Origin of the sequence: Pseudoalteromonas sp. P1-26 (genome assembly GCF_001401795.1) — a bacterium.
In the GTDB taxonomy this organism is placed as follows: domain Bacteria; phylum Pseudomonadota; class Gammaproteobacteria; order Enterobacterales; family Alteromonadaceae; genus Pseudoalteromonas.
Genome location: NZ_LKDX01000009.1, coordinates 48,403 through 68,953 on the forward strand (window position 1 = coordinate 48,403; position 20,551 = coordinate 68,953).

Below are 20,551 nucleotides of genomic sequence, written 5' to 3' on the forward strand. Positions count from 1 at the left end.
GGAATTAAACATGCACACAGATGTAAACGCCCTATTTGAAAACTTATGGGACAACTATTTATCAGTTACGCCATCGGCGGTAAAAGTACATGAGTTACTTGGCTCAACACAAAAAGATGACGTGATTAACGATCACATCGCACTGCGTACTTTTAACCATGAAAAAATCGGTTTAGAAAAACTAGCTGCGCACTTTTTAGCAGTAGGCTACAAAGAATGCGGCGAGTATCACTTCGAAGCGAAAAAACTATACGCAAAGCACTTCGAACATTCAGATCCTAAGCAACCTAAAGTTTTCATTTCTGAATTACTTGTTGAGCAATGCTCAGAAGAATTACAAGCTATCGTTAACGACATGGTTGAACAGATTGACGAAGACGCTGTAACAGCGGATAATTTCCTATATTCAGGTACACACTGGCAAGTAAGTTCAGACACTTACAAAAAGCTGCTAGCAGAAAGCGAATACGCTGCATGGATGTCAGCATGGGGTTACCGTGCTAATCACTTTACTGTGAGCATCAATGAATTGGCTAAATTCGATGATATCGAAAGTGTAAACCAAGCACTTAAAGATGCAGGTTTTGCGCTAAATACATCTGGCGGCGAGATCAAAGGTTCACCAGAAGTATTACTTGAGCAATCTTCGACTCTTGCTGATGACAGCGAAGTTGAATTTAGCGATGGTGTTGTTGCCGTACCGAGTTGTTTTTATGAGTTCGCTCTGCGTTATGCAAAACCAGATGGTGAGCTATACACAGGTTTTGTGGCAGCATCAGCTGACAAAATTTTTGAGAGCACCAATGCTCGATAATTAGCACATACCAATTCGCTAAGTACAAATAAGCGAGTTGGTATACAAGGATATGTATGAGACTAATTGCGTTTATCGTAATTCTATTTACCCTAAACACAGCAAAGGCAACAGAAAAACCCAAGCTTACAATTTTGTCTCATGCATATTTTGCCAGCGAAGCAGATAAACTCAGTATTAACCTCCACCTTGCTGCGGTTATCAATCCAGCCCTTGCTGATGAATTCGATTTAGACGTCGACTTTACTAATCATGCGCGCTTAATGAAGCGCTTATCTAGTGATGAAGCCAGTTGCACCTTCAACGCAATCAAAACCCCTGAACGGGCAGAGTCCATGGTATTTTCTAAAATACCCACCTATATGCATATGCAGCGTCAAGTCTATGCACTTAAGAGCACCTTAAAGTCAGGTTCTGCGCCTATTTCTGTCAATAAGCTTCTCAAAAACAAAGGTAATTTTGGCATTATTGGCTCCACCAGCTACCGTGAACTCGATGATGTTTTTGCTAATAAACAATACAACGTTGCGGCTATTTATGGCGAAAATGCATTTTTACAATTAAGTCGACTATTACTCAATAAGCGTATTGATTACATTGTTGCTTACAAACAAGCACTTGAAGCGCACATACCTGCTCATGAACTAAGTCAACTCACATCAAGACGTATTGCTGAATACCCTGAATTTATTAATGGCTTTTTTACCTGCAGTAAAACCACGGCGGGTTATCGTGCCATTGCACTTATCGATGATTATATGAAAAGCGCAGAAATGGCAGCCTATATTCAGCAATTACACAGCCAAAGTAATCACCCTGATGACGCAAATGCCATGCTTGATATTTATTCAAAACGTTATGGAATACGCTTTGAAAACAGTAACTAAGTGACTATTAATTACTGTACAAAATTAATTCAAAAAATATTTAAAAAATACTTGCGCAAATAAAAAAGCAGATCTATTATCTCGCCGCTTCTTGATGATAGCCAATCCGAGTACATTACAAACCCAGTTTGTAGCAAGGCGATAGAGCAACTATCCAAGAGTGTATTTGATTGCACAGAACATACTGTGCGCTTAATAACACTCAACTGACTCGGACTTCCATTTTTTTCCGAGCAGTTGCTTAATTGCCGGAGAGTAAAATGGCTATTTCAACACTTACACAAGACTTAACAATCAAAGTACCTGCAGCATCGGTTGCTGCAAACGAACCAGTAGCACAACCATCAAACCAATTTATTGAACAGCTCGTTGCACAACATGGCGCGCCATTAATGGTGCTAGATTGTGAATCAGTTCGTCATCAATACCGTGCATTAAGCCGTGCGTTACCAGGTGTTGTTTTACACTTTGCATTAAAGCCACTTCCTCATCCTGCGGTTGTTCGTACGCTTTTAGAAGAAGGTGCCAGCTTTGATTTAGCAACCAGCGGTGAAGTTGACTTAGTCGCCAGCCAAGGCGTACCAAGTGACCGTACGATTCACACGCACCCAATCAAACGTGATCGTGATATTCGTGATGCACTTGAATACGGTTGCAATGTGTTTGTGGTAGATAACATCAACGAACTAGAAAAGTTCATTGCATACAAAAACCAGGTTGAGTTACTTGTTCGCTTAAGTTTTCGTAATGCGGAAGCATTCGCTGATTTATCGAAAAAATTTGGTTGTAGTCCAGCAATGGCCGTTGAAATCATTAGCTATGCGCAACAATTAGGTATTCGTATCAAAGGGTTGTCGTTCCATGTTGGCTCGCAAACAGCAAGCCCAGCTAAATATGTCACTGCCATTGCTGCATGTAATCAAGTGATTAACGACGTAGCCGCATTAGGATTACCTGCGCTTAGTACGCTTGATATTGGCGGTGGTTTCCCTGTGCCTTACAACAAAGACGTGCTGCCAATTGAGGAATTTTGTGCGCCAATCAATGATGCCTTAGCACAGTTACCAGAGACAGTTCGCGTAATTGCTGAACCAGGTCGCTTTATTGTAGCCAGTGCTGTAACCAGTGTTGCATCAGTAATGGGTCAAGCAGAACGTGATGGCAAGCCTTGGTACTATTTAGATGATGGAATTTACGGCTCATTCAGTGGTTTATTGTTCGATGAAGCCTCGTACCCTATCGACTCGTTCAAACAATCAAACGAACGTGTTGAGTCAGTGTTAGCAGGCCCGACTTGCGATAGCATCGACGTAGTAAGTGAGTCAATCATGCTACCAAAATTAAACAATGGTGATTTAATCATCAGCCGTATGATGGGTGCTTACACATTAGCAACCGCAACAGATTTTAACTTCTTCAAACGTGCAAAAGTTATCGTACTGAATGATGTAGTTCATGTTGACGCACTCACCGGTTAATCGTTTCCTCGACTAAAAGCATGTAAGGCAACATGCCTTAACTCTTAAAATGCAGCTGCTCATTCCAGCTGCATTTTTTTATTTCTTTGTTAAAGAAAGAGTGGTTTGTAATCGTTTTCTAATTGTTCAAACGACAAGTTACCAATAAAACGGCCAAAGCTTAGCCAGGTTGCTAGGCCTCGTAAGTCTTTAAAGTGTGGTGGAATAAATTTAGGGTCTTCAATCACACCTAAATCATGTAATTGCGATATCAGTCTAAAATCATCAATTGAGATTTTACCGACCAATAACAAGTGCAATTGATCAATTCGACCTAACTGAATGGCAACTCGTATAAGGTTATACACCAACACAAAACCTTTGATGTAGGCGATGTCTTTAGTAAATGGTAAGCCTGTTGCTGTGCTTCCTCTAAACACCCGTTGAGTAAGCGTATAACTGTCGTCTTTACTCAAACCTTGCGCTACATATTCACGATAAATATCAACGAACTCCGCGCCATCAATAACCTTAGTAATACCTTGAATACGGTTCACTAATTTTGCTAAACGTCGTGGCGTTGACTTTAAAGTAATAATTTCGGTCAATACCGCAAGGCCCTCTTGGGTCACTGTAGAGCTCGGTGTGCCTTTACTTAAACAAGTTAAATATGGCTGAGCAAGACCGTTTTGCGTGGTTCCGACATGGATCCAGCCTTCATGCACCTCAAGAATATCTAGCTCACGCTGAGAAAACTTAACATCTTGATTAAGTTTAATATTATTTGCACCTGCCGCAGCATCACTCACAATACCGTCACTCAGAATAACCTCAACATCGATGCCCGGCATCGTTTGAGTCACTTGCGATGCTAAAATTTTCACTGCATCTTGCGCATCTATGTTTTTTGGATCATCCGGTAAAATATCCGCATCAAGCATATTTTTTAGCGGCTGCTCAAGCATAGTTGCAAGCTCAGAAAGTGAAGGCTCCCCAGCATGGAATAAATCTTTTGGATGACCGAACAGCTCAACAGACAAATCATGAAATTCAGGAGTACCACGATACTCAATCATACTGAGTACTGTTTTATATTCAGTGCACATCTTGCTCATGTATTGGGCAATTGGGTTTAGCTGCCCTAACTGGCTGATGATATCGCGATTTAAATCAGAAAACGCGCGGCGCAACTCGCTTGGTACAAAACCAAGATCACGCTGTTGGTAATAGGCTTGATCAACCGATGGGTTCTTTTGGCATTTATGCTTAAAAAACTCTTCTTTGATTTGTTTATCCCAGTTGATCGCATCAAGGATACGAATGGGTGTTTGCAATGCGATTAATCGGTCAGATAACTCGCGTGTTTTTGCTAATAATGCCTTATCTATCATGCTCTAGGCTCACTGTAAAATGAGCCTTGAGCATAGGCTAAATTTGCATAATTACAAAGCAAAATTAAGCGGTTTTGAGCTAAAATTTAGCATGCTTAGAAACTATTTTTCCATCGTTGTAGAGAAGTAAACTGGGTACTGAATTAATGCCATTTTCGATAAATAAATCATTACCATAATCGATAGAAACCGGCATAGTTGCAGCGAATTTATCAACATATTCTTGCACTGCACTTTGATCAGTCCACAGCTGACTCACTTTAACCTCGACATCAATTCCTTGCTCTGCCAGCTTATTAACATGTTGCTGCGCTAGTACACACTGTTTTGCCATTGCAGGGCGCGTGTCGGCTAAGTACCAGTCGCACCACGTAGCGGTGAACAGCACGGCTTTTTTACCTTTGTTCGGAATTACCAAAGGAGTCGCTTGGCCTTGCTTTTCGCCTAGTAAACGCGCTTTATCAACTTTGCCATTGTGTGATAACAAACGTAATGTGTTATCAAGCGGTTTATCTGCTTCGTGGCCTTGAAAAATCACCTTTTTATCACTATCAATCAACACATGAAACGGGGTGCCCATAAATTCATAATGTTTAGCAACTTGGGCTGTGTGATCAGTAAATAGTGGCATAGTGAGTGAAAAACGCTCTTTAACCTTAGCAACAGCGTCTGCGTCATCATTAAGGTCAATATTAATAGCCACAAATTGAATTTTATCGCCATATTGCTCATATGCATGCTGAAAATGTGGCATTTGCTCCATACATGGCTTGCACCAAGTCGCCCAAAACTTTAAGTAAACGGGCTTCTTGCCTAAGTAACTGTCAAGTTTAACTATTTTCCCCGCTTCATTTTCTAACATCAGGGGAGCTGTATTTGCTGATATGCTTTTGCTTACAAGCAACAAGCTTGTTAGTAGTATCAGGGGTATAAACTTATATTTCATTGTGTGTCCCTCAAATAAAATCTATCTTAAGTTTAAGGTAAGAGAAAATATTGTAAATTTTCGACATCTGCTATCTAAATATGATTTTAGTGATTTATCGCAAAGTAAGGTTTTAAAAACACACAGCACGTTTAATACCTGCATAAAATAGCACTAAACTTTTTATAGATCTGAAACGTATTACTTCAAAAAGGAGTCATCATGAAAAATGAGCTAGACGGTAAATTAATTCTATCTGTGTATGAAAAAATCATTCAACACGGTGAAGATCATGAAGATGGAAAGCTTTATGAGGGTATTTGCGCTTTTTCGGATATCGATGGTTATACGGTATATCTAAAAGGCAGTGGTGTGTTACTGCGCTTTGGCTTTCATAATACCTATCACCTTGACTATCAACATGAAAAGAACAAAGAAGACTTTTTAAAGAAAGTGCTTTATATCGCAGAACAGGAACTGTAAAGAAGCAATGAAACGACGGGTGAAAGCTGAGTCAAAGCAACAGCAGGCATTTATCAACCAAGTTATTAATGAACTAAAATCTAACCCAGGTAAGTTAGATATTATTCGCGAAAACCTTAGCTACTATCGCGAACAACAGTTCCTCAAGCGTGGCTTTTTGCTTGCTATTGAGCGCTTTGATTGGGTATTTGAAGCAAGTAACGATGTAGAGCAAATCTGTGCGCAAATTTTAGCCGATGATTACATTGGCAAACGTTTGCGCCGCTACCCCTTGCTATATAAGGGCGTATTGGAACGTACCTATTAGATATCCCACCGCTAAAACATGATCTGTTCGGTAAAAAATGCTAGGTTAGCGCCATTTTGAAATAATGAGAACTGGACATGTCAAAAACTATAAACTCTCACAACACTCATGAGGGTGGCAATAATGGGTTGTTTAACCGATTTTTAGCCACCGTTGAATTTTTGGGTAATATGCTACCCCACCCTATCACTTTATTTGCAATGTTCTGCGTTGCCATTATAGTTTTTAGTGGCATTGCCGATTGGTATGGTTTAAGTGCTATCGACCCACGCCCAGAAGGTGCTGCTGGTCGCGATCCTGATGGTGTTATTGAAGTTGTCAGCCTACTCAGTGCTGAAGGCCTTCAGCGCATCGTTACTGGCCTTGTTACAAACTTCACTAGCTTTGCACCACTTGGGACGGTACTGGTTGCTTTATTAGGTGTGAGTGTTGCAGAGCACTCAGGTTTACTCTCTGCAGCTATGCGCGGCATGGTAATGGGCGCATCAAAGCGTTTAGTTACTTTTATGGTGGTGTTTGCTGCGATTTTATCAAATACGGCATCAGAACTTGGCTACGTCGTACTAATCCCATTAGCAGCCATGATATTCCACAGTCTTGGTCGTCACCCTCTTGCCGGTCTTGCTGCGGCATTTGCCGGCGTTTCAGGTGGTTACAGTGCCAACTTATTACTCGGCACCATTGACCCGCTACTTGCAGGTATCACTACACCTGCAGCACAAATGATTGATCCGAACTACCAAGTTGGCGCTGAAGCAAACTGGTATTTCATGATGATTTCAGTATTTCTAATCGCTACTCTAGGTACGTTAGTTACAGAGAAAATCGTTGAACCTCGTCTTGGCAAGTACAACCCAGATGAAGCAAGCAATGATTTGCCAAAGAACGACATTGCAGGGCTAACCGATAAAGAAAAGTCAGGTCTAAAATGGGCGGGCGTTTCTCTGTTAGTGGTTTCATTATTACTTGCTTGGACAATTGTTCCTGAAGATGGCATTTTGCGTAACCCAGAAACAGGCCTTGTTGCACACTCGCCATTTTTAAAAGGCATTGTGGTATTTATCTTTGTAACTTTCGGTATTCCAGGCTTTGTTTACGGCCGAGTTGTTGGCACCATGAAAAACGATAAAGATGTCATCGATGCCATGAGTAAAAGCATGAGCTCGATGGGGATGTACATTGTGCTAGTTTTCTTTGCAGCACAGTTCGTTGCCTTTTTTAAATGGACCAACCTAGGAACGATTTTAGCCATTAACGGTGCAGCTCTTTTGCAAGCATTAAACCTAACAGGCCCTGAAGTATTCGTGCTATTCATTTTAATGTGTGCATTAGTAAACTTAAGCTTAGGCTCTTCATCTGCACAATGGGCTGTCACAGCACCAATCTTTGTGCCAATGTTAATGCTAATAGGCTACGCACCAGAAACCATTCAAGCGGCGTATCGAATTGGTGACTCGGTTACTAACCTTATCACCCCAATGATGAGTTATTTTGGCTTGATACTGGCTGTTGCCACTAAGTATAAGAAAGACATGGGTATTGGTACATTGGTTGCGACCATGCTTCCTTACAGCATGATCTTCTTTGTTGGTTGGGTTGCGTTATTCTATTTATGGGTATTTGTTCTGGGCTTCCCAGTTGGCCCTGAATCACCAATTTATTATCAGCCTTAATCTTCTTAGAGAGGTAAAAAGCCAAGCATTAGCTTGGCTTTTTTGTACCTGAGATTGTTGGAAGCTAACTTTATGACTATTATTAAGACATTAATTTTTATTGTTATTTTATATGAAAAAGCTATTAAAGCTGTGGTTTCTATTGCACGCATTAAGTGTATTTAATTTATATGCTAATCCAACTAAGCAACTTGAAACAGCATTTGCAACATCGTTGGTTTTAACGGATGGGGACAGTATAACCTTAGGTATGGGTGATTTTGACCCACAAACACTGTTTGACCCACAACATAGCAGTAAAGATGAAGACAGTATCGCGCTTAGAAAAAAGCTCAGACTCTACAGTATTCCTTATACTTGGCAGCTTGATGAGCCTATTTATCAACACAAACTAAGTTTGACCAGCAGGGTAAGCTATTTGAATCAATCAGATTTCATTTCGCTATTTGATAATGTGGCTGACGACTATATTTCAGAAACTGTATATAACGGCATGATCGGTTTTAATGCCGAAAAAGCACTAGGCTCTAAATGGTCATATCAATTTGGCTTTAACACTCACTACTTACATTACAACAATGACTATGAGTATAACTCTCCCGAGTCTAGACGTAATTTTAAGCCTTTAGCTGAAAATCTTTACACCAACCTCAATAGTAATGCACTGGTGTTAAACCCAAATGCGACCATGATCTATCGCTTACCTAGGCATTGGGGCTATTACGAGTACAAACTTAACTTTAATTATTACTATGGATGGGCACTCTCTCACCCTGATGGGATAAGTAATGCAGCACCCGAAACATGGCGCACACTTAATGGTATAAAAGCTAAATTTAACATGTTCAAAATTGGGCTTTTTGAGCAAGCTTTTTACATTAAAGGACAGCGAATCGATTTAGGCGGCGATAGTCGCGTAGCGTTTGGGACCGATCACTTTTATGAATACGGTATCGGCTTTTTATGGGATAGTAGCAAGTGGACCTCGTGGTTTGACAACTTTGGTATCGGCATCAATATTCACAACGGTAGTAGCCTCGATGGTGCTGCTATTGTCTTGTACTTTAACGAAATTTAATACTATTTTTTAAAGACAAAACTTTTAAACAGACTATATTCTTAGACATAATAAAATTCATGGAAGATTTATATGAAACATCACCTCGCAATCGCTTGTTCATTACTTGCCTTAACGGCTTGTGATAAAACCCCAGAGCAAACAGCTAAAACGCTACCACTGCAAGTAAGTGCAGCAGATACCATTTATTTTGGTGGTGATATTCTTACAATGACTGGCGACAAACCCGAGTATGCACAGGCAATCGCTACCCAAGGTGAAAAAATCATTTTTGTGGGTGATAAAAACAAAGCGCTTGAGCATAAGTTTGGCAAAACAAAGCTGATTGATTTGCAAGGCAAAACCTTAATGCCAGGCTTTGTTGATGGCCATAGCCATGTCTATGGTGTTGGTTTGCAAGCCATGGTAGCCAATGTATTACCTAGTCCAGATGGTGATGCCAATAGTGTTGAGCAAATCGTTAATATTCTCACAGCCGCACAAAATAACCCTGACTACACCACATTTATTAAAAAAACGGGTGCTATTTTAGGCTTTGGTTACGATGATGCTGAGCTTGATAGATACCCAACTAAAATGGACTTAGACCGCGTTAGCACCGAAAAGCCAGTGATCATCATTCATACTTCGGGGCACTTAAGTGTTGCAAACAGTAAAGCCTTAGCCATGGCCGGCATCGACGAAAACACAGACAATCCTGACGGTGGGCTAATTCGTCGTATGGCCAACTCACAAGAACCCAATGGGGTGCTCGAAGAAAACGCGCACTTTGGTTTACTGTTTAAACTCATGCAGTCGTTTGATCCTGACTTACAAGATTTAATGCTGCAAGAAGGGCAAAAACTCTACACAAAATACGGCTACACCACAGCACAAGAAGGCCGAGCAACTCAAGAAGCTTATGATTCGATGGTAAGAGCATCCAAAGCGGATAAGTTTGTCATTGATGTGGTAGCCTATGCCGATATGGCTACCAGCAGCAGTTTTATGGACTCACCCTATAACAGTAAAAACTACACAAATCATTTTCGTATTGGTGGTGTAAAACTTAACTTTGATGGCTCACCACAAGGAAAAACCGCTTGGTTATCTCACCCATACTTAAAAGCACCTGAAGGCCAAGAGCAAGGCTATGCAGGCTACCCTACTTTTAATGATGAACAAGCCTATCAGTATATTGAAACTGCCTTTGTTAATGACTGGCAAGTGATGACTCATGCAAATGGTGATGCCGCTATTGAGCAATTTTTAAATGCTGTTGAAAATGCTAATAACAAGCTTGGTAAAAAAGACCGCCGCCCCATACTTATTCATGGGCAAACAATTCGTCAAGATCAGGTAAACCGTCTTAAAGAATTAGGCATATTTCCATCGCTCTTCCCAATGCATACCTTTTATTGGGGCGACTGGCATGTAAATTCGGTGCTTGGTCATCCCCGCGCCGATTTTATTTCGCCCACCCATGCAGTTCGCAAACAAGGATTAATGTTCAGTACCCATCATGATGCGCCTGTAGCTCTGCCCAATGCACTGCGTGTATTAGATGCAACGGTTAACCGTACAACTCGTACAGATCAAGTATTAGGCCCAGATCAACGTGTTTCTGTGTATACTGCACTACAAGCAATGACAACATGGCCTGCGTATCAACACTTTGAAGAAAGCTCAAAAGGGCAATTAAAACAAGGGATGCAAGCAGATTTAATTATCCTTGATAACAACCCGTTGAAAATAAAGCCCGCAGAGCTACATAACTTACAAGTGATAGAAACCATTAGCCGTGGTGAAACCGTCTACAGCAAAAATTAAACACTTTTCAAGGAGTAACATGAATAAGTTTATACAATTAGCCTGTGCTGCGCTGCTGTCATTTTCAGCATTAGCAGCACAAACAGCTGCTACGAAACTGGATATTTTGAATCTTAAGGCCCAATCTGAGCATGTGCTAACTTCAGGTCAGCCAAGTCAAACCGATTTTGCCAAGCTAAAACAACTTGGTGTTAAAAACATCATCAACCTTCGCGGTGATAATGAAACGAATTGGTCTGAGCAAGAGTTAGTCACTGAGCTTGGTATGAACTATTACCATATCCCTGTGCAATCTAAAGCTGATATTACCATTGAAAATGCTACGAAACTTCAGGCTTTGCTCAATGAGCACCAACAGCAAACCACCTTACTTCACTGCGCGAGCAGCAACCGTGTTGGCGCTCTTGTTGCGCTATACAATGCCATAACCTTGAAAAAGCCAGTTGATGAAGCTGTTGAGATTGGTAAGCAATGGGGCTTAAAAAGCCTTGAAGGAGTGGTAAGAAGTAAAGTAAACGAAGAAGTTGGTCAGCCATAAGCTGACCAACATACTTGCTTTATATTGCCTTTTTCTGGCTTTCTTGTTGTTTCTTGGCTTCAACTTGCTGGAACATTGAATCAACTAATTCGATGATTTTATCGTTTGCATCAATAAACTTATCTAAACCACCACCCGTACGATAGCTTGCCTGAGCAATTGTTTTAGTTTGGTCAACATTAGTGACCCAAATATTGGCATATGCCATATATAGGGCTAAATCCCAATGCCAGTTAGCAACATAAAATGCAATCGCATCACAACCATCTGTGTTAGCAGCTGAAATGTCTGTTTGATACGCTTGGTGTTTCATTACATAATTGGCAGGGATAACACGCGTTTGCACATTATGTTTTGCAAAACCAGATTGTAGTGATGTTACAACACCTTCTTTAACTGCTTGGTGCTCTGCAATACACACGGTTTTTGGTTTTTCCGCTTCAAAACGACTTACATCTTGTTTCGCTGCACAACCCGCAAGTACGGTCGCTGCAACTGCAACAGCTGATATTTTTGCAATATTCATTATGATTTTCCTTTTTATAATTTTTTTAAAGCTGCCATGCATAGCTTAGCTTAGTGAAGAAGGTACGTTGATCACGCTCAAGGTTCTTCAATGAATCATCTTGATAACCTTTATCAGAATACCCTAAATAAAACAGTGTCTGCGAGTTAATCTTGTACGAATACACTAACTGACTGCCATAATCGCGGTTAGTTTGGCTTACATCAAATCGATAAGCTTCATTGTTTCGATCGACATCTTCAAACTGCAAAACGAGTTTCAGCATCGAGCGCATATTAAATTTATAATAAACACGCAGATCCGTTAAATTTGCAGTATAAACACGTTCATTTTGCTCGTTATCTAAATAGCTGTAGCTGTGCTCTAGTTGCACCTGCCAATGATCGTTTATATCCCATGTCATCTCAGGTTCAATGCGAACCATAGTACCTAAAGCTGCATTACTATAATCAATTTTGCTGCCATATTGAGCATACAATAAAAAGCTAATGTCACGAATGGGTCTAAAACCGCCATAGATATAACCTATGTTTTGATTAAAAAACTCGCCGGCATAAAACTCATTACGATGAATAAAGCCAATTTCTGTTTGCGACTGCATCTTACCTTTAAAGGTAAAAAAGCCATCGTATTCTTCTTCGAGTAGGTCGCCATTTTGCGCCCATGTTTTATCCCACTCAACATTGTAGCTGTACTCTGTGATTGCATCATCAGCATCGCGATACCATGTTTGTCCACCGCCTAGTTGTACTTGCTCGTAATCAACTTTAGCTTGATAACCCAAATCTGAGCGGTATTCTTTACCTATATTTTCGTAGCTAGCATAGACTTCGTAATCACGCTTAGTTCTTGTAAATTCAATGGCATAAGCTTGATCTGATTGATTTTTATCAATGCCATAATAATCAACTAAAAATTCTGAGTTAGTGGTATCTGTGCTTGCTACTTGATACTGCAAACTATCTGATTGATTAAACCAGTAGCTGCCATCTAAAGATAACACCGTATTATGATAATCATCATTTTCACGGTGAGTGCTCATCACACCAATTGTGCCTTTTTGGCCAATATCAAACTGATAACGCCCCGCTACTGCTTGCGTTTTATCTGCTAGATTAGCAAAGCCAGAACCTTGATTCGTCGGAAGTAAGACACTGGTATTCTGATCGTCAGCGTACATAAAGCCATAGCTGTGCGCGCCGGTTTTACCTGTTAACTTTAAACCCACATCAGGTTCAGCAATCATTCGCGTATATAAAAGCTCTAGTTGGCTGGTATCAAAATAAGAGGCGCCATCTAAAAAGAATGGACGCTTTTCAGCATAATAAATTGAGTAAGTAGTATTTACATCAAGTTCAAGTGAATCTGCCTCGACCTGCGAAAAGTCAGGATTAATGGTGGCATTAATAACCGCATCTTGCGTCACCCCCCAACGTAAGTCCAAGCCCGCTTCAGTATCAATATCACCATTTTGCCAATCACCCGGCACTGTATCTTTGGTATCATGGCGAAGCGCCGTTAAAGTGGGCGTAAGCTGAATGTTTTGGCTCTCTGTCATGTTGGCAAAGCCTGTGAGTTTATCAAACTGGCAAAAGCTACATTTTACATCTCGGTCAAAACCAACATTCGACATTTGATAATACACATCACGCGGATAATTTCGCCAAACGGCAAAACTCCAGGTTAACTCTGTTTGATCTTTTGGAAAGCGTAGTGCAGTGAATGGAATACGCATTTCAACCACATAACCGTCGTCGGTAATTTGCCCTGCACTGTCCCAAATGGCATCCCATGATGGATCTTCCACCCAATCATCAATATCCGTCATGCGCATATCGCCTTGCGCACCAAGAGGGTTTACATAAAACTCATAGCCGGTTCGTTCATCATTGAAGGTATCAATCATCAAAGCAACATTGTCGTCTTGCCAAAGCGTATCACGATCTCGAAGGGCGGCACGAATTTGCGAAGGGTCATTATCTTTTGCAATAAAACCAACATACAAGTATTTACCATCTTCATACATGTAGGCATCGGTTTGTACGAGCGGCGTGCCTTTTTCGGTTGGCTCATTCTGATATTTTAATGGTACTTTTGTGGCGTATTGCCAATGCGACTCATCCATCACACCATCAACGCTAATAGACTCTTTAATATGGGCAAGGGAGAACTCTGCTTTATCAAATGCATTAGCAGAAAAAGGCATACAGGCAACACTAAGTAAAAAAGTAGGGGCGACTATTTTATTTATTATTCTTTTTATGTACTGCATAAACATCCATTTAGACACTGACGCGTTAGAAACGCTACTTGACTGATTTCAAAGCGATTGTAATTCAGTAAGGTACATTTGTTAATCTAATTTTCGGTTTTATGTCATAAAATTTAACAAAATACTCCATTTGTACTACTAACAGGGCCAAAAAAGCCCCATTGCCAAACAGCAATGGGGCTTTTTTATACGTTTGTTATCGGAATTTATTACTTTTTAAGGCTTAATTTATTGCCTTTCAAAGATTTGCGAACATTTGCGATTCGTGAACGGTTCTTTGCACGCGCTTCACCCGTTGCCTGACCCGAAGCCTTATTTGTACGGCTACGACGTAAATGCGACGGCTTTTTACCAATTTTATCAATTAGTACTTCACGGCTGCTTACTTCGTAACCTGGTAAAACAACACGCTTGATGCGCTGTCCGATTAGCTTTTCGATATCGAATAAAGTGTTTTCTTCCTCACGGCTCACAAACGAAATTGCTTGACCCGGCTTACCAGCACGACCTGTACGGCCGATACGATGCACGTAGTCTTCTGCAAGCCAAGGTAGATCGATGTTGATCACACGTGGCAACCCTTCAATATCAATACCACGAGCAGCTACTTCAGTTGCGACCAGCACGCGAACTTTACCTTCTTTAAACTCGCGTAAAGCGCGGCGGCGGTTACCTTGGGTTTTATCACCATGACAAACAACAGCAGGAATCCCGTCAAGATTAAGCTCTTTTACAAGCTCATCAGCGGTTTCTTTCATGTTTACGAAAACAAGTACCTGCTGCCAGTTTTTCTTACCAATCAATTCAGATAAAAGCTCTTGCTTACGGCGCTCTTCAACTGGATAAACAACATGTTGCACTGTTTCTGCAGTACTGTTTGTTTGATCAACACGAATGATTTCAGGCTGCTTTAGTACTTTACTCGCAAATTGTTTAATTGCCGCCGGGAAAGTGGCAGAGAACAATAAGATTTGACGCGCTTCATCACAACCATTAATAACAATTTGCATATCGTTGATAAAGCCCATGTCTAGCATACGGTCAGCTTCATCAAGCACTAAATGCTTAACATTAGCTAAGCTGATGTTACCTAAACGCAGATGATCAAGTAAGCGCCCTGGCGTTGCAACCACGATGTCGACACCTGCTTTCAAATCGTTAGCTTGACCCGCTAGATTGATACCACCAAACAAGCACACTGTTTTGAGTTCGGTGTATTTTGCAAACGCTTTAAAATTATTAGCAATTTGCTCAGCTAATTCGCGGGTAGGTGCAAGCACTAATGCACTTGGTGCATTATTTTCACTAACCGCTGACTCTGATAATTTTTGGATAAGTGGTAAAGCAAATGCAGCGGTTTTACCCGTGCCTGTTTGCGCACTAACAAGTACGTCTTTGCCTTTTCTTACCGCAGGAATTGCACTACGTTGAACGGGAGTAAGCGTTTCGAAATTAAGCTCTTCTAATGCCTGTAAAAGCTCAGAAGAAAAACTAAATGATTTAAAATTCATGCTGTATAACCTGCGGCCATCATATCAAGGGTCGCAAATTATACAGAAAAAAAATGACTTTAGTTAGTTATAACTTAACTAAAGTGCCTTTTAATGCCACGCCAGCAACAAATGTGCCCGCACCACATTGATATTCGGTTTGGCTAACGAACTCACGTTTTTTGTAATACGACTGAATATTTACAACTGCATTCATGCCTTCACGAACAGCACGCTCTTGTAATGCTTTTAAAGCACTAAGCATTACCCACTCACACGCTTCTCGGTCAGTTTTATTAAATGCGTTGGTTTTCTTGTTGGTGATCACTTCACCATAATTGGTTTTAATGCTGTTATGACTTTGATCAGCGAAATACAGCGGAATATCTAACAGCGCTTGTTTCGCTTTGGTGGTTTCAAGTAATGCTTGTACAGGTAGCGTTTGTATATCATCACGTGCAAAACTGTTTGTTGAAAACAAACAAGCCGCTAAAACACATGCAAGGGTCAATAACTTCATTTAAAAATTCCTTCTATAAAATTTCCATGCAACACCAAAACCAACCGAAACATTATAATCTTGCTTCACGAGTGGGCTTGCATCTTGTTGACTGTTAGCAAGGTGATGATATTTAACAAAACCACCTAACCAATACTTTGGTGTGTCAAAATGTACCCCAATTGATACATCAGCGCCAGAAAAACCTGAACGACTTGAGTATGCTTGGCGAGTTTCATTGCTATGTAAGTCACTCACTCCATAGTAGTAATCAAGGTATTTATCGCTAGCAAAGTTGATATTGCCACGAAACGCTAATGAAAATTGTGAATCCGCTTTTTCGATGATCGGCACTCGATAATACACACTTGGCCCATAACGCCAGCCAATATCATCAATACCTGAGAAATCTGTCGCAATGGCTTTGCGTGCAAACAGGCTTAAATACAAATGCTGTTTAGCGTTTGGTTCACCTATTAGGTAGTAATTAAGTGAAGGCCCTAATTCAAACACCCAATCTAGATCATCCATACCTTCTCGGGCTTTGTTGTCTTCACTGTCAACTGCAAGACCTACGTTGGCAGATAAATCTAAATGGAGATTTTCTTGCTGCCACAAAAAGCCAGTGAAGTTATTACGGTCGATGGCCATTTTATCGCTTTGATAACGAAAATAAGGCACAGGCAATAGGTATTGCTCACTTTCATCTGAACCTAAATAATGCGGGATATCTGCATAAAAAAGGCCTGCACCGAACTCCATTTTTGCAGTGCCCTTTTCTACACTGTCTTGTGCAGCATAAGCATTAAAAGTTAGAATAAATAAAATACTTATGATGCAGCGCTTGATCATGCTTGCCACTTTTTAAAAATTAACGAGGTATTTATGCCACCAAACGCAAAGTTATTGCTCATAATGTAATCTGTTTGCATTTCACGGCCATTGCCCTTGATATAGTCTAAATCAGCACACTCAGGATCGACATCCGTTAAATTGATAGTAGGTGCAAACCAACCATCATTCATCATATTGATACTTGCCCATGCCTCAATGGCGCCACACGCTCCTAAGGTATGACCTAAATAACTCTTTAATGAGCTAATAGGTTTCTTGCCAAGGGCATTGAAAGTCGCCAGAGACTCCGCAATATCACCCCGATCTGTTGACGTACCATGAGCATTCACATAGCCAATTTGGTCGGCAGTAAGCTGTGCATCATTAAGTGCCATTTCGATAGCCACTTGCATAGTTTCTGCGGTAGGTTGCGTCACATGTTGACCATCTGAGTTACAACCAAAACCGACCAGCTCCGCATAAATGGTCGCGCCACGGGCTAGGGCATGCTCATACTCTTCTAAAATGAGCGTGCCTGCACCTTCACCAATAACCAGACCATCACGATTTTGATCGAATGGTCGTGGCGTGCTTTTCGCAGCATCATTTTTTGTGCTCGTCGCGTATAAGGTGTCAAATACCGCAGCTTCTGTGATGCATAACTCTTCTGCGCCACCAGCCACCATGGCTTTTTGGCGACCATACTTAATCGCTTCATAAGCATAACCAATACCTTGCGAGCCTGATGTGCACGCAGAGCTGGTAGTGATCACCCGACCTTTTAAGCCAAAAAAGACACCCACATTCACAGGCGCTGTATGCGCCATCATCTGGATGTAACTGGTGGCCGTTACGCCTGTCATTTCGCCGGTTTCCATCATTTTTGCAAAAGCCAATAATGGTGGCGTTGACCCCGTTGATGAGCCAAAAGCAATACCAGTAGAGCCGTCGGTTAGACTTGAGTGCTCTAATAGCCCAGCTTCTTCTAGAGCAAGCTCTGTAGTACGGGTCGACATCATAGCAACACGCCCCATTGAGCGAACTTGTTTACGCTTATAGTGGCTTGGTTTACTAAAATGAGTAACAGGTGCTGCTAGTCGAGTGTTTAGTTCTGGCGCCACATCCCAGTCAGTCATGTACTGGACGGCATTTTCACCTTTTTGCAAAGCGGTTTTAAATTCACCCCAGGTATCACCTAATGCAGTAATGGCAGACATGCCTGTAACAACAACGCGCTTCATTACACCATACCGCCATTCACAGAAATAACTTGGCGAGTGATATACGCGGCGTCATCTGAACATAAAAACGACACAGTACCCGCGACTTCACTAACCGAACCCATACGTTTTAATGGGATCATTTTTAGCATTTCATCAACCGGTAAATCGTCTGTCATTTCGGTTTCGATTAGCCCTGGAGCTACGCAGTTAACGGTGATCTTACGTTTTGCAAGCTCAAGCGAAAGCGCTTTGGTCGCACCAATAATGCCCGCTTTAGCGGCACTGTAGTTAACTTGCCCGCGATTACCGGCAATCCCTGACACTGACGCCATAGTGACAATACGGCCACCTTTACGACCTTGCACCATTGGCATCACCGTTGGATGAACCACATTATAAAAACCGTCAAGGCCAGTACGGATCACTTTATCCCAATCATCACCTTGCATCGCTGGGAACGCCATATCATTCGTGATACCTGCATTACAGATCACCCCATAATACGCACCGTGCTCGGCAATATCAGCTTCAATTTGTTGTTTTGCAAGCTCTCTATCGCAAACATCAAATTGCAATAAGCTAGCATGACGACCAAGCGCACTGATTTCTTCACAGGTTTGCTCTGCTTCAGCCACACCACTGCGACAATGAACAGCAATATCAAAGCCATCGTTAGCTAATCTAAGTGCGATTGCTTTGCCAATACCACGGCTTGAGCCGGTGACTAAAATACGTTTTGTCATTGATTTTCTCTTATAAACTGCATTGGGTCTTGTGGTTGAAACACATTAATTTTTGCTTCTGCTAAGCATGTTTCATCGCTATGTATTTGACACTCAAATACACTTAACCCTGATTCTTCTTGATATAATTTTGTCACCGAGACTTTAAGCGTTTGCTCGTTTTTAAATACCGGTGCATAGGTTTTATATTTGCGCGTACCAATTAAAAAACCGATTTGTACTTCATTTCCTTTGTCTTTTGCCAGCGCACCCGCATAAGCTGCGATAGTTTGCGCCATATATTCACAACCAATATAACTGGCAACCCCATTTAAGCTCTCGTCATAAAACGGGCTTTGTGAACTAATATCCACTTCACAGCAACCTGACTCTTCGCTGTAACTAGATAGGCGATTGAGCAATATCATTGGCTCACTATGAGGGACTACTTGCTCAATTTTATAGTGATTCATTTAGATGTCCTAGTACTACACTGACATTATTGCCGCCAAAGGCAAACGAATTTGATAAACAGGTGTTAATTTCTGCCGTTTCTGGTTGTGTTATTAAGCCAATTTCAGCCAATGATTCGTCTTTTGCAACCTGATTGCATACTAATTGATTAAACTCTGGGTAAGCCAAATAAAGCCAACATAAGCCCGCTTCTAAGGCACCTGCAGCGCCTAGAGTGTGGCCGGTCAAATGTTTAGAAGAGCTCACTTTAGTATCTTTGCCAAATACCTCACTGATTGCCAGAGATTCCATCGCATCATTTTGCGGTGTGGCTGTTCCATGGGCATTAATGTAGTCGATATCTGAAGGCGTTAAATTCGCGTCTTGCAACGCCGTTGTCATAGCAGCAATTGCGCCAGAACCGTCTGCAATCGGTGCTGAAATATGGTGGGCGTCGGAGCTTTCACCACCACCTAAAAAGGCAATGCTCTGTTTTGTATGCTGCTCTTTACTCATAACAAATAATGCTGCGGCTTCACCAATATTGATGCCTGCTCTGTCGCCACTAAACGGCTTACAAATTTCATCGCTGATAGACGATAACGAATCAAAGCCATTAATAGTGAGTTGGCACAAGCTATCTACCCCACCACAAATTACCACATCGGCTAAATCGGCACTGAGTAAGGCGCGCGCACTAATAAGCGCCTTGGCACTTGAACTACACGCAGTTGAAATGCTGTAACTTGGCCCCTTCGCAGCGAGTTTTTTGGCAATATAATTGGCAGGTGCGACGAGCGCTTGGTCGTAATAATCAAACTCCTCTGGCCACTTTCCCTTAGCTGCATGGGCAATTCGACCTCTTTCACCTTCTTGAATTGCAGCAGTACTAGTACCAATCACCACAGCAATACGGCTGCTCGGAATGTCTATGTTTGCTAATGTGTCAGCAATTTGCCCCAGCGCTAAATCGATTAGCTGATAAAATCGCATTGATGCTGTTAATGGCAGTTCATTAACCAACCCCACAAAAGTTGGGCGCTGCTCAAATGCAAGCGACGTCACCTCTGTGAGTGTTTGTTTAGGTTGTAAGCTGATACTTTGCATTGTTTGTTGATGACCAACCCCCAATGCACTAACAATACCTAAGTCGTTAAGCCAAAATGGCAT

General features: G+C 41.4%; 20 protein-coding genes. 9 read left to right on the top strand and 11 right to left on the bottom strand.

The window, feature by feature from the left end; genetic code table 11:
- Nucleotides 1-10: 10 nt before the first annotated feature.
- The 3 genes from AN394_RS06875 to AN394_RS06885 all read left to right on the top strand — a co-directional run bounded on the left by AN394_RS06875 (nt 11) and on the right by AN394_RS06885 (nt 3,179).
- A complete protein-coding gene (locus AN394_RS06875) occupies nt 11-814 on the top strand; it encodes a DUF1338 domain-containing protein (protein WP_055021080.1) in 804 nt (267 codons plus the stop codon).
- 56 nt (nt 815-870) lie between these two features.
- A complete protein-coding gene (locus AN394_RS06880) occupies nt 871-1,701 on the top strand; it encodes a hypothetical protein (RefSeq protein WP_055021081.1) in 831 nt (276 codons plus the stop codon).
- Nucleotides 1,702-1,961: 260 nt separating this feature from the next.
- Nucleotides 1,962-3,179, top strand: coding sequence for a type III PLP-dependent enzyme (locus AN394_RS06885; protein WP_055021082.1), 1,218 nt, complete (start codon nt 1,962-1,964; stop codon nt 3,177-3,179).
- Between the two features lie 89 nt (nt 3,180-3,268).
- On the opposite strand, the gene AN394_RS06890 is transcribed toward AN394_RS06885, so the two are convergent.
- Together AN394_RS06890 and AN394_RS06895 are read right to left on the bottom strand one after the other, a co-directional pair.
- Nucleotides 3,269-4,549 carry a flavohemoglobin expression-modulating QEGLA motif protein gene (locus tag AN394_RS06890; RefSeq protein WP_055021083.1) on the bottom strand — a complete coding sequence of 427 codons (1,281 nt, stop codon included), beginning with the start codon at nt 4,547-4,549 and terminating at the stop codon, nt 3,269-3,271.
- 79 nt (nt 4,550-4,628) lie between these two features.
- The gene (locus tag AN394_RS06895; protein ID WP_082422954.1) at nt 4,629-5,495 is read right to left on the bottom strand and encodes a thioredoxin family protein; all 867 of its coding nucleotides are present in this window, start codon (nt 5,493-5,495) and stop codon (nt 4,629-4,631) included.
- 201 nt (nt 5,496-5,696) lie between these two features.
- Here AN394_RS06895 and AN394_RS06900 point away from each other — a divergent pair, with 201 nt between their 5' ends.
- The 6 genes from AN394_RS06900 to AN394_RS06925 all read left to right on the top strand — a co-directional run bounded on the left by AN394_RS06900 (nt 5,697) and on the right by AN394_RS06925 (nt 11,362).
- Nucleotides 5,697-5,957, top strand: a complete 261-nt coding sequence (locus AN394_RS06900) for a DUF3081 domain-containing protein (protein WP_054554528.1) — start codon at nt 5,697-5,699, stop codon at nt 5,955-5,957.
- 7 nt (nt 5,958-5,964) lie between these two features.
- On the top strand, nt 5,965-6,264 hold the full coding sequence (locus AN394_RS06905; RefSeq protein WP_055021085.1) for a hypothetical protein: 300 nt from the start codon (nt 5,965-5,967) through the stop codon (nt 6,262-6,264).
- A gap of 77 nt (nt 6,265-6,341) precedes the next feature.
- Nucleotides 6,342-7,937, top strand: coding sequence for an AbgT family transporter (locus AN394_RS06910; RefSeq protein ID WP_054562399.1), 1,596 nt, complete (start codon nt 6,342-6,344; stop codon nt 7,935-7,937).
- A gap of 112 nt (nt 7,938-8,049) precedes the next feature.
- Nucleotides 8,050-9,015, top strand: coding sequence for a Solitary outer membrane autotransporter beta-barrel domain (locus tag AN394_RS06915; RefSeq protein WP_055021086.1), 966 nt, complete (start codon nt 8,050-8,052; stop codon nt 9,013-9,015).
- Nucleotides 9,016-9,087: 72 nt separating this feature from the next.
- Entirely contained in the window at nt 9,088-10,824 is a 1,737-nt protein-coding gene (locus tag AN394_RS06920; protein ID WP_055021087.1) for an amidohydrolase, read from the top strand.
- Between the two features lie 19 nt (nt 10,825-10,843).
- Nucleotides 10,844-11,362: a protein tyrosine phosphatase family protein gene (locus tag AN394_RS06925; RefSeq protein WP_055021088.1), complete on the top strand. Its 519-nt coding sequence runs from the start codon at nt 10,844-10,846 to the stop codon at nt 11,360-11,362.
- A 19-nt stretch (nt 11,363-11,381) separates the two neighbouring features.
- Here the strand turns inward: AN394_RS06925 and AN394_RS06930 are convergent, their stop codons facing one another.
- The 9 genes from AN394_RS06930 to AN394_RS06970 form a co-directional block, all read right to left on the bottom strand.
- Nucleotides 11,382-11,888 (bottom strand): Sbal_3080 family lipoprotein, encoded by a 507-nt coding sequence (locus AN394_RS06930; RefSeq protein WP_055021089.1) that lies wholly within the window; start codon nt 11,886-11,888, stop codon nt 11,382-11,384.
- 25 nt (nt 11,889-11,913) lie between these two features.
- Nucleotides 11,914-14,160, bottom strand: coding sequence for a carbohydrate binding family 9 domain-containing protein (locus AN394_RS06935; RefSeq protein ID WP_054562404.1), 2,247 nt, complete (start codon nt 14,158-14,160; stop codon nt 11,914-11,916).
- Between the two features lie 209 nt (nt 14,161-14,369).
- Complete coding sequence (locus AN394_RS06940; protein ID WP_054562405.1) at nt 14,370-15,671, bottom strand: DEAD/DEAH box helicase; 1,302 nt, start codon at nt 15,669-15,671, stop codon at nt 14,370-14,372.
- Nucleotides 15,672-15,738: 67 nt separating this feature from the next.
- Nucleotides 15,739-16,170 carry a hypothetical protein gene (locus AN394_RS06945; RefSeq protein ID WP_054562406.1) on the bottom strand — a complete coding sequence of 144 codons (432 nt, stop codon included), beginning with the start codon at nt 16,168-16,170 and terminating at the stop codon, nt 15,739-15,741.
- Nucleotides 16,171-17,001 carry a MipA/OmpV family protein gene (locus AN394_RS06950; RefSeq protein WP_054562407.1) on the bottom strand — a complete coding sequence of 277 codons (831 nt, stop codon included), beginning with the start codon at nt 16,999-17,001 and terminating at the stop codon, nt 16,171-16,173.
- On the bottom strand, nt 16,998-18,224 hold the full coding sequence (locus AN394_RS06955) for a beta-ketoacyl-ACP synthase (protein WP_054562408.1): 1,227 nt from the start codon (nt 18,222-18,224) through the stop codon (nt 16,998-17,000). Before AN394_RS06955 ends, AN394_RS06950 begins: the two co-directional genes overlap by 4 nt.
- Complete coding sequence (gene fabG / locus AN394_RS06960; protein ID WP_054562409.1) at nt 18,224-18,949, bottom strand: 3-oxoacyl-ACP reductase FabG; 726 nt, start codon at nt 18,947-18,949, stop codon at nt 18,224-18,226. Before fabG ends, AN394_RS06955 begins: the two co-directional genes overlap by 1 nt.
- Nucleotides 18,946-19,401: a hotdog family protein gene (locus tag AN394_RS06965; RefSeq protein ID WP_054554542.1), complete on the bottom strand. Its 456-nt coding sequence runs from the start codon at nt 19,399-19,401 to the stop codon at nt 18,946-18,948. Before AN394_RS06965 ends, fabG begins: the two co-directional genes overlap by 4 nt.
- Nucleotides 19,388-20,551 carry a beta-ketoacyl-ACP synthase gene (locus AN394_RS06970; RefSeq protein ID WP_055021090.1) on the bottom strand — a complete coding sequence of 388 codons (1,164 nt, stop codon included), beginning with the start codon at nt 20,549-20,551 and terminating at the stop codon, nt 19,388-19,390. The genes AN394_RS06965 and AN394_RS06970 overlap by 14 nt, the downstream gene beginning before the upstream one ends.

Bases quoted from the DNA above. Each gene is read 5' to 3' on its own strand.
- AN394_RS06890 (WP_055021083.1), bottom strand. From the start codon at position 4,549: ATGATAGATAAGGCATTATTAGCAAAAACACGCGAGTTATCTGACCGA.
- AN394_RS06955 (WP_054562408.1), bottom strand. From the start codon at position 18,224: ATGAAGCGCGTTGTTGTTACAGGCATGTCTGCCATTACTGCATTAGGT.
- AN394_RS06950 (WP_054562407.1), bottom strand. From the start codon at position 17,001: ATGATCAAGCGCTGCATCATAAGTATTTTATTTATTCTAACTTTTAAT.
- AN394_RS06970 (WP_055021090.1), bottom strand. From the start codon at position 20,551: ATGCCATTTTGGCTTAACGACTTAGGTATTGTTAGTGCATTGGGGGTT.
- AN394_RS06965 (WP_054554542.1), bottom strand. From the start codon at position 19,401: ATGAATCACTATAAAATTGAGCAAGTAGTCCCTCATAGTGAGCCAATG.
- AN394_RS06940 (WP_054562405.1), bottom strand. From the start codon at position 15,671: ATGAATTTTAAATCATTTAGTTTTTCTTCTGAGCTTTTACAGGCATTA.
- AN394_RS06925 (WP_055021088.1), top strand. From the start codon at position 10,844: ATGAATAAGTTTATACAATTAGCCTGTGCTGCGCTGCTGTCATTTTCA.
- AN394_RS06910 (WP_054562399.1), top strand. From the start codon at position 6,342: ATGTCAAAAACTATAAACTCTCACAACACTCATGAGGGTGGCAATAAT.
- AN394_RS06885 (WP_055021082.1), top strand. From the start codon at position 1,962: ATGGCTATTTCAACACTTACACAAGACTTAACAATCAAAGTACCTGCA.
- fabG (WP_054562409.1), bottom strand. From the start codon at position 18,949: ATGACAAAACGTATTTTAGTCACCGGCTCAAGCCGTGGTATTGGCAAA.
- AN394_RS06945 (WP_054562406.1), bottom strand. From the start codon at position 16,170: ATGAAGTTATTGACCCTTGCATGTGTTTTAGCGGCTTGTTTGTTTTCA.
- AN394_RS06900 (WP_054554528.1), top strand. From the start codon at position 5,697: ATGAAAAATGAGCTAGACGGTAAATTAATTCTATCTGTGTATGAAAAA.
- AN394_RS06875 (WP_055021080.1), top strand. From the start codon at position 11: ATGCACACAGATGTAAACGCCCTATTTGAAAACTTATGGGACAACTAT.
- AN394_RS06905 (WP_055021085.1), top strand. From the start codon at position 5,965: ATGAAACGACGGGTGAAAGCTGAGTCAAAGCAACAGCAGGCATTTATC.
- AN394_RS06880 (WP_055021081.1), top strand. From the start codon at position 871: ATGAGACTAATTGCGTTTATCGTAATTCTATTTACCCTAAACACAGCA.
- AN394_RS06895 (WP_082422954.1), bottom strand. From the start codon at position 5,495: ATGAAATATAAGTTTATACCCCTGATACTACTAACAAGCTTGTTGCTT.
- AN394_RS06920 (WP_055021087.1), top strand. From the start codon at position 9,088: ATGAAACATCACCTCGCAATCGCTTGTTCATTACTTGCCTTAACGGCT.
- AN394_RS06930 (WP_055021089.1), bottom strand. From the start codon at position 11,888: ATGAATATTGCAAAAATATCAGCTGTTGCAGTTGCAGCGACCGTACTT.
- AN394_RS06915 (WP_055021086.1), top strand. From the start codon at position 8,050: ATGAAAAAGCTATTAAAGCTGTGGTTTCTATTGCACGCATTAAGTGTA.
- AN394_RS06935 (WP_054562404.1), bottom strand. From the start codon at position 14,160: ATGCAGTACATAAAAAGAATAATAAATAAAATAGTCGCCCCTACTTTT.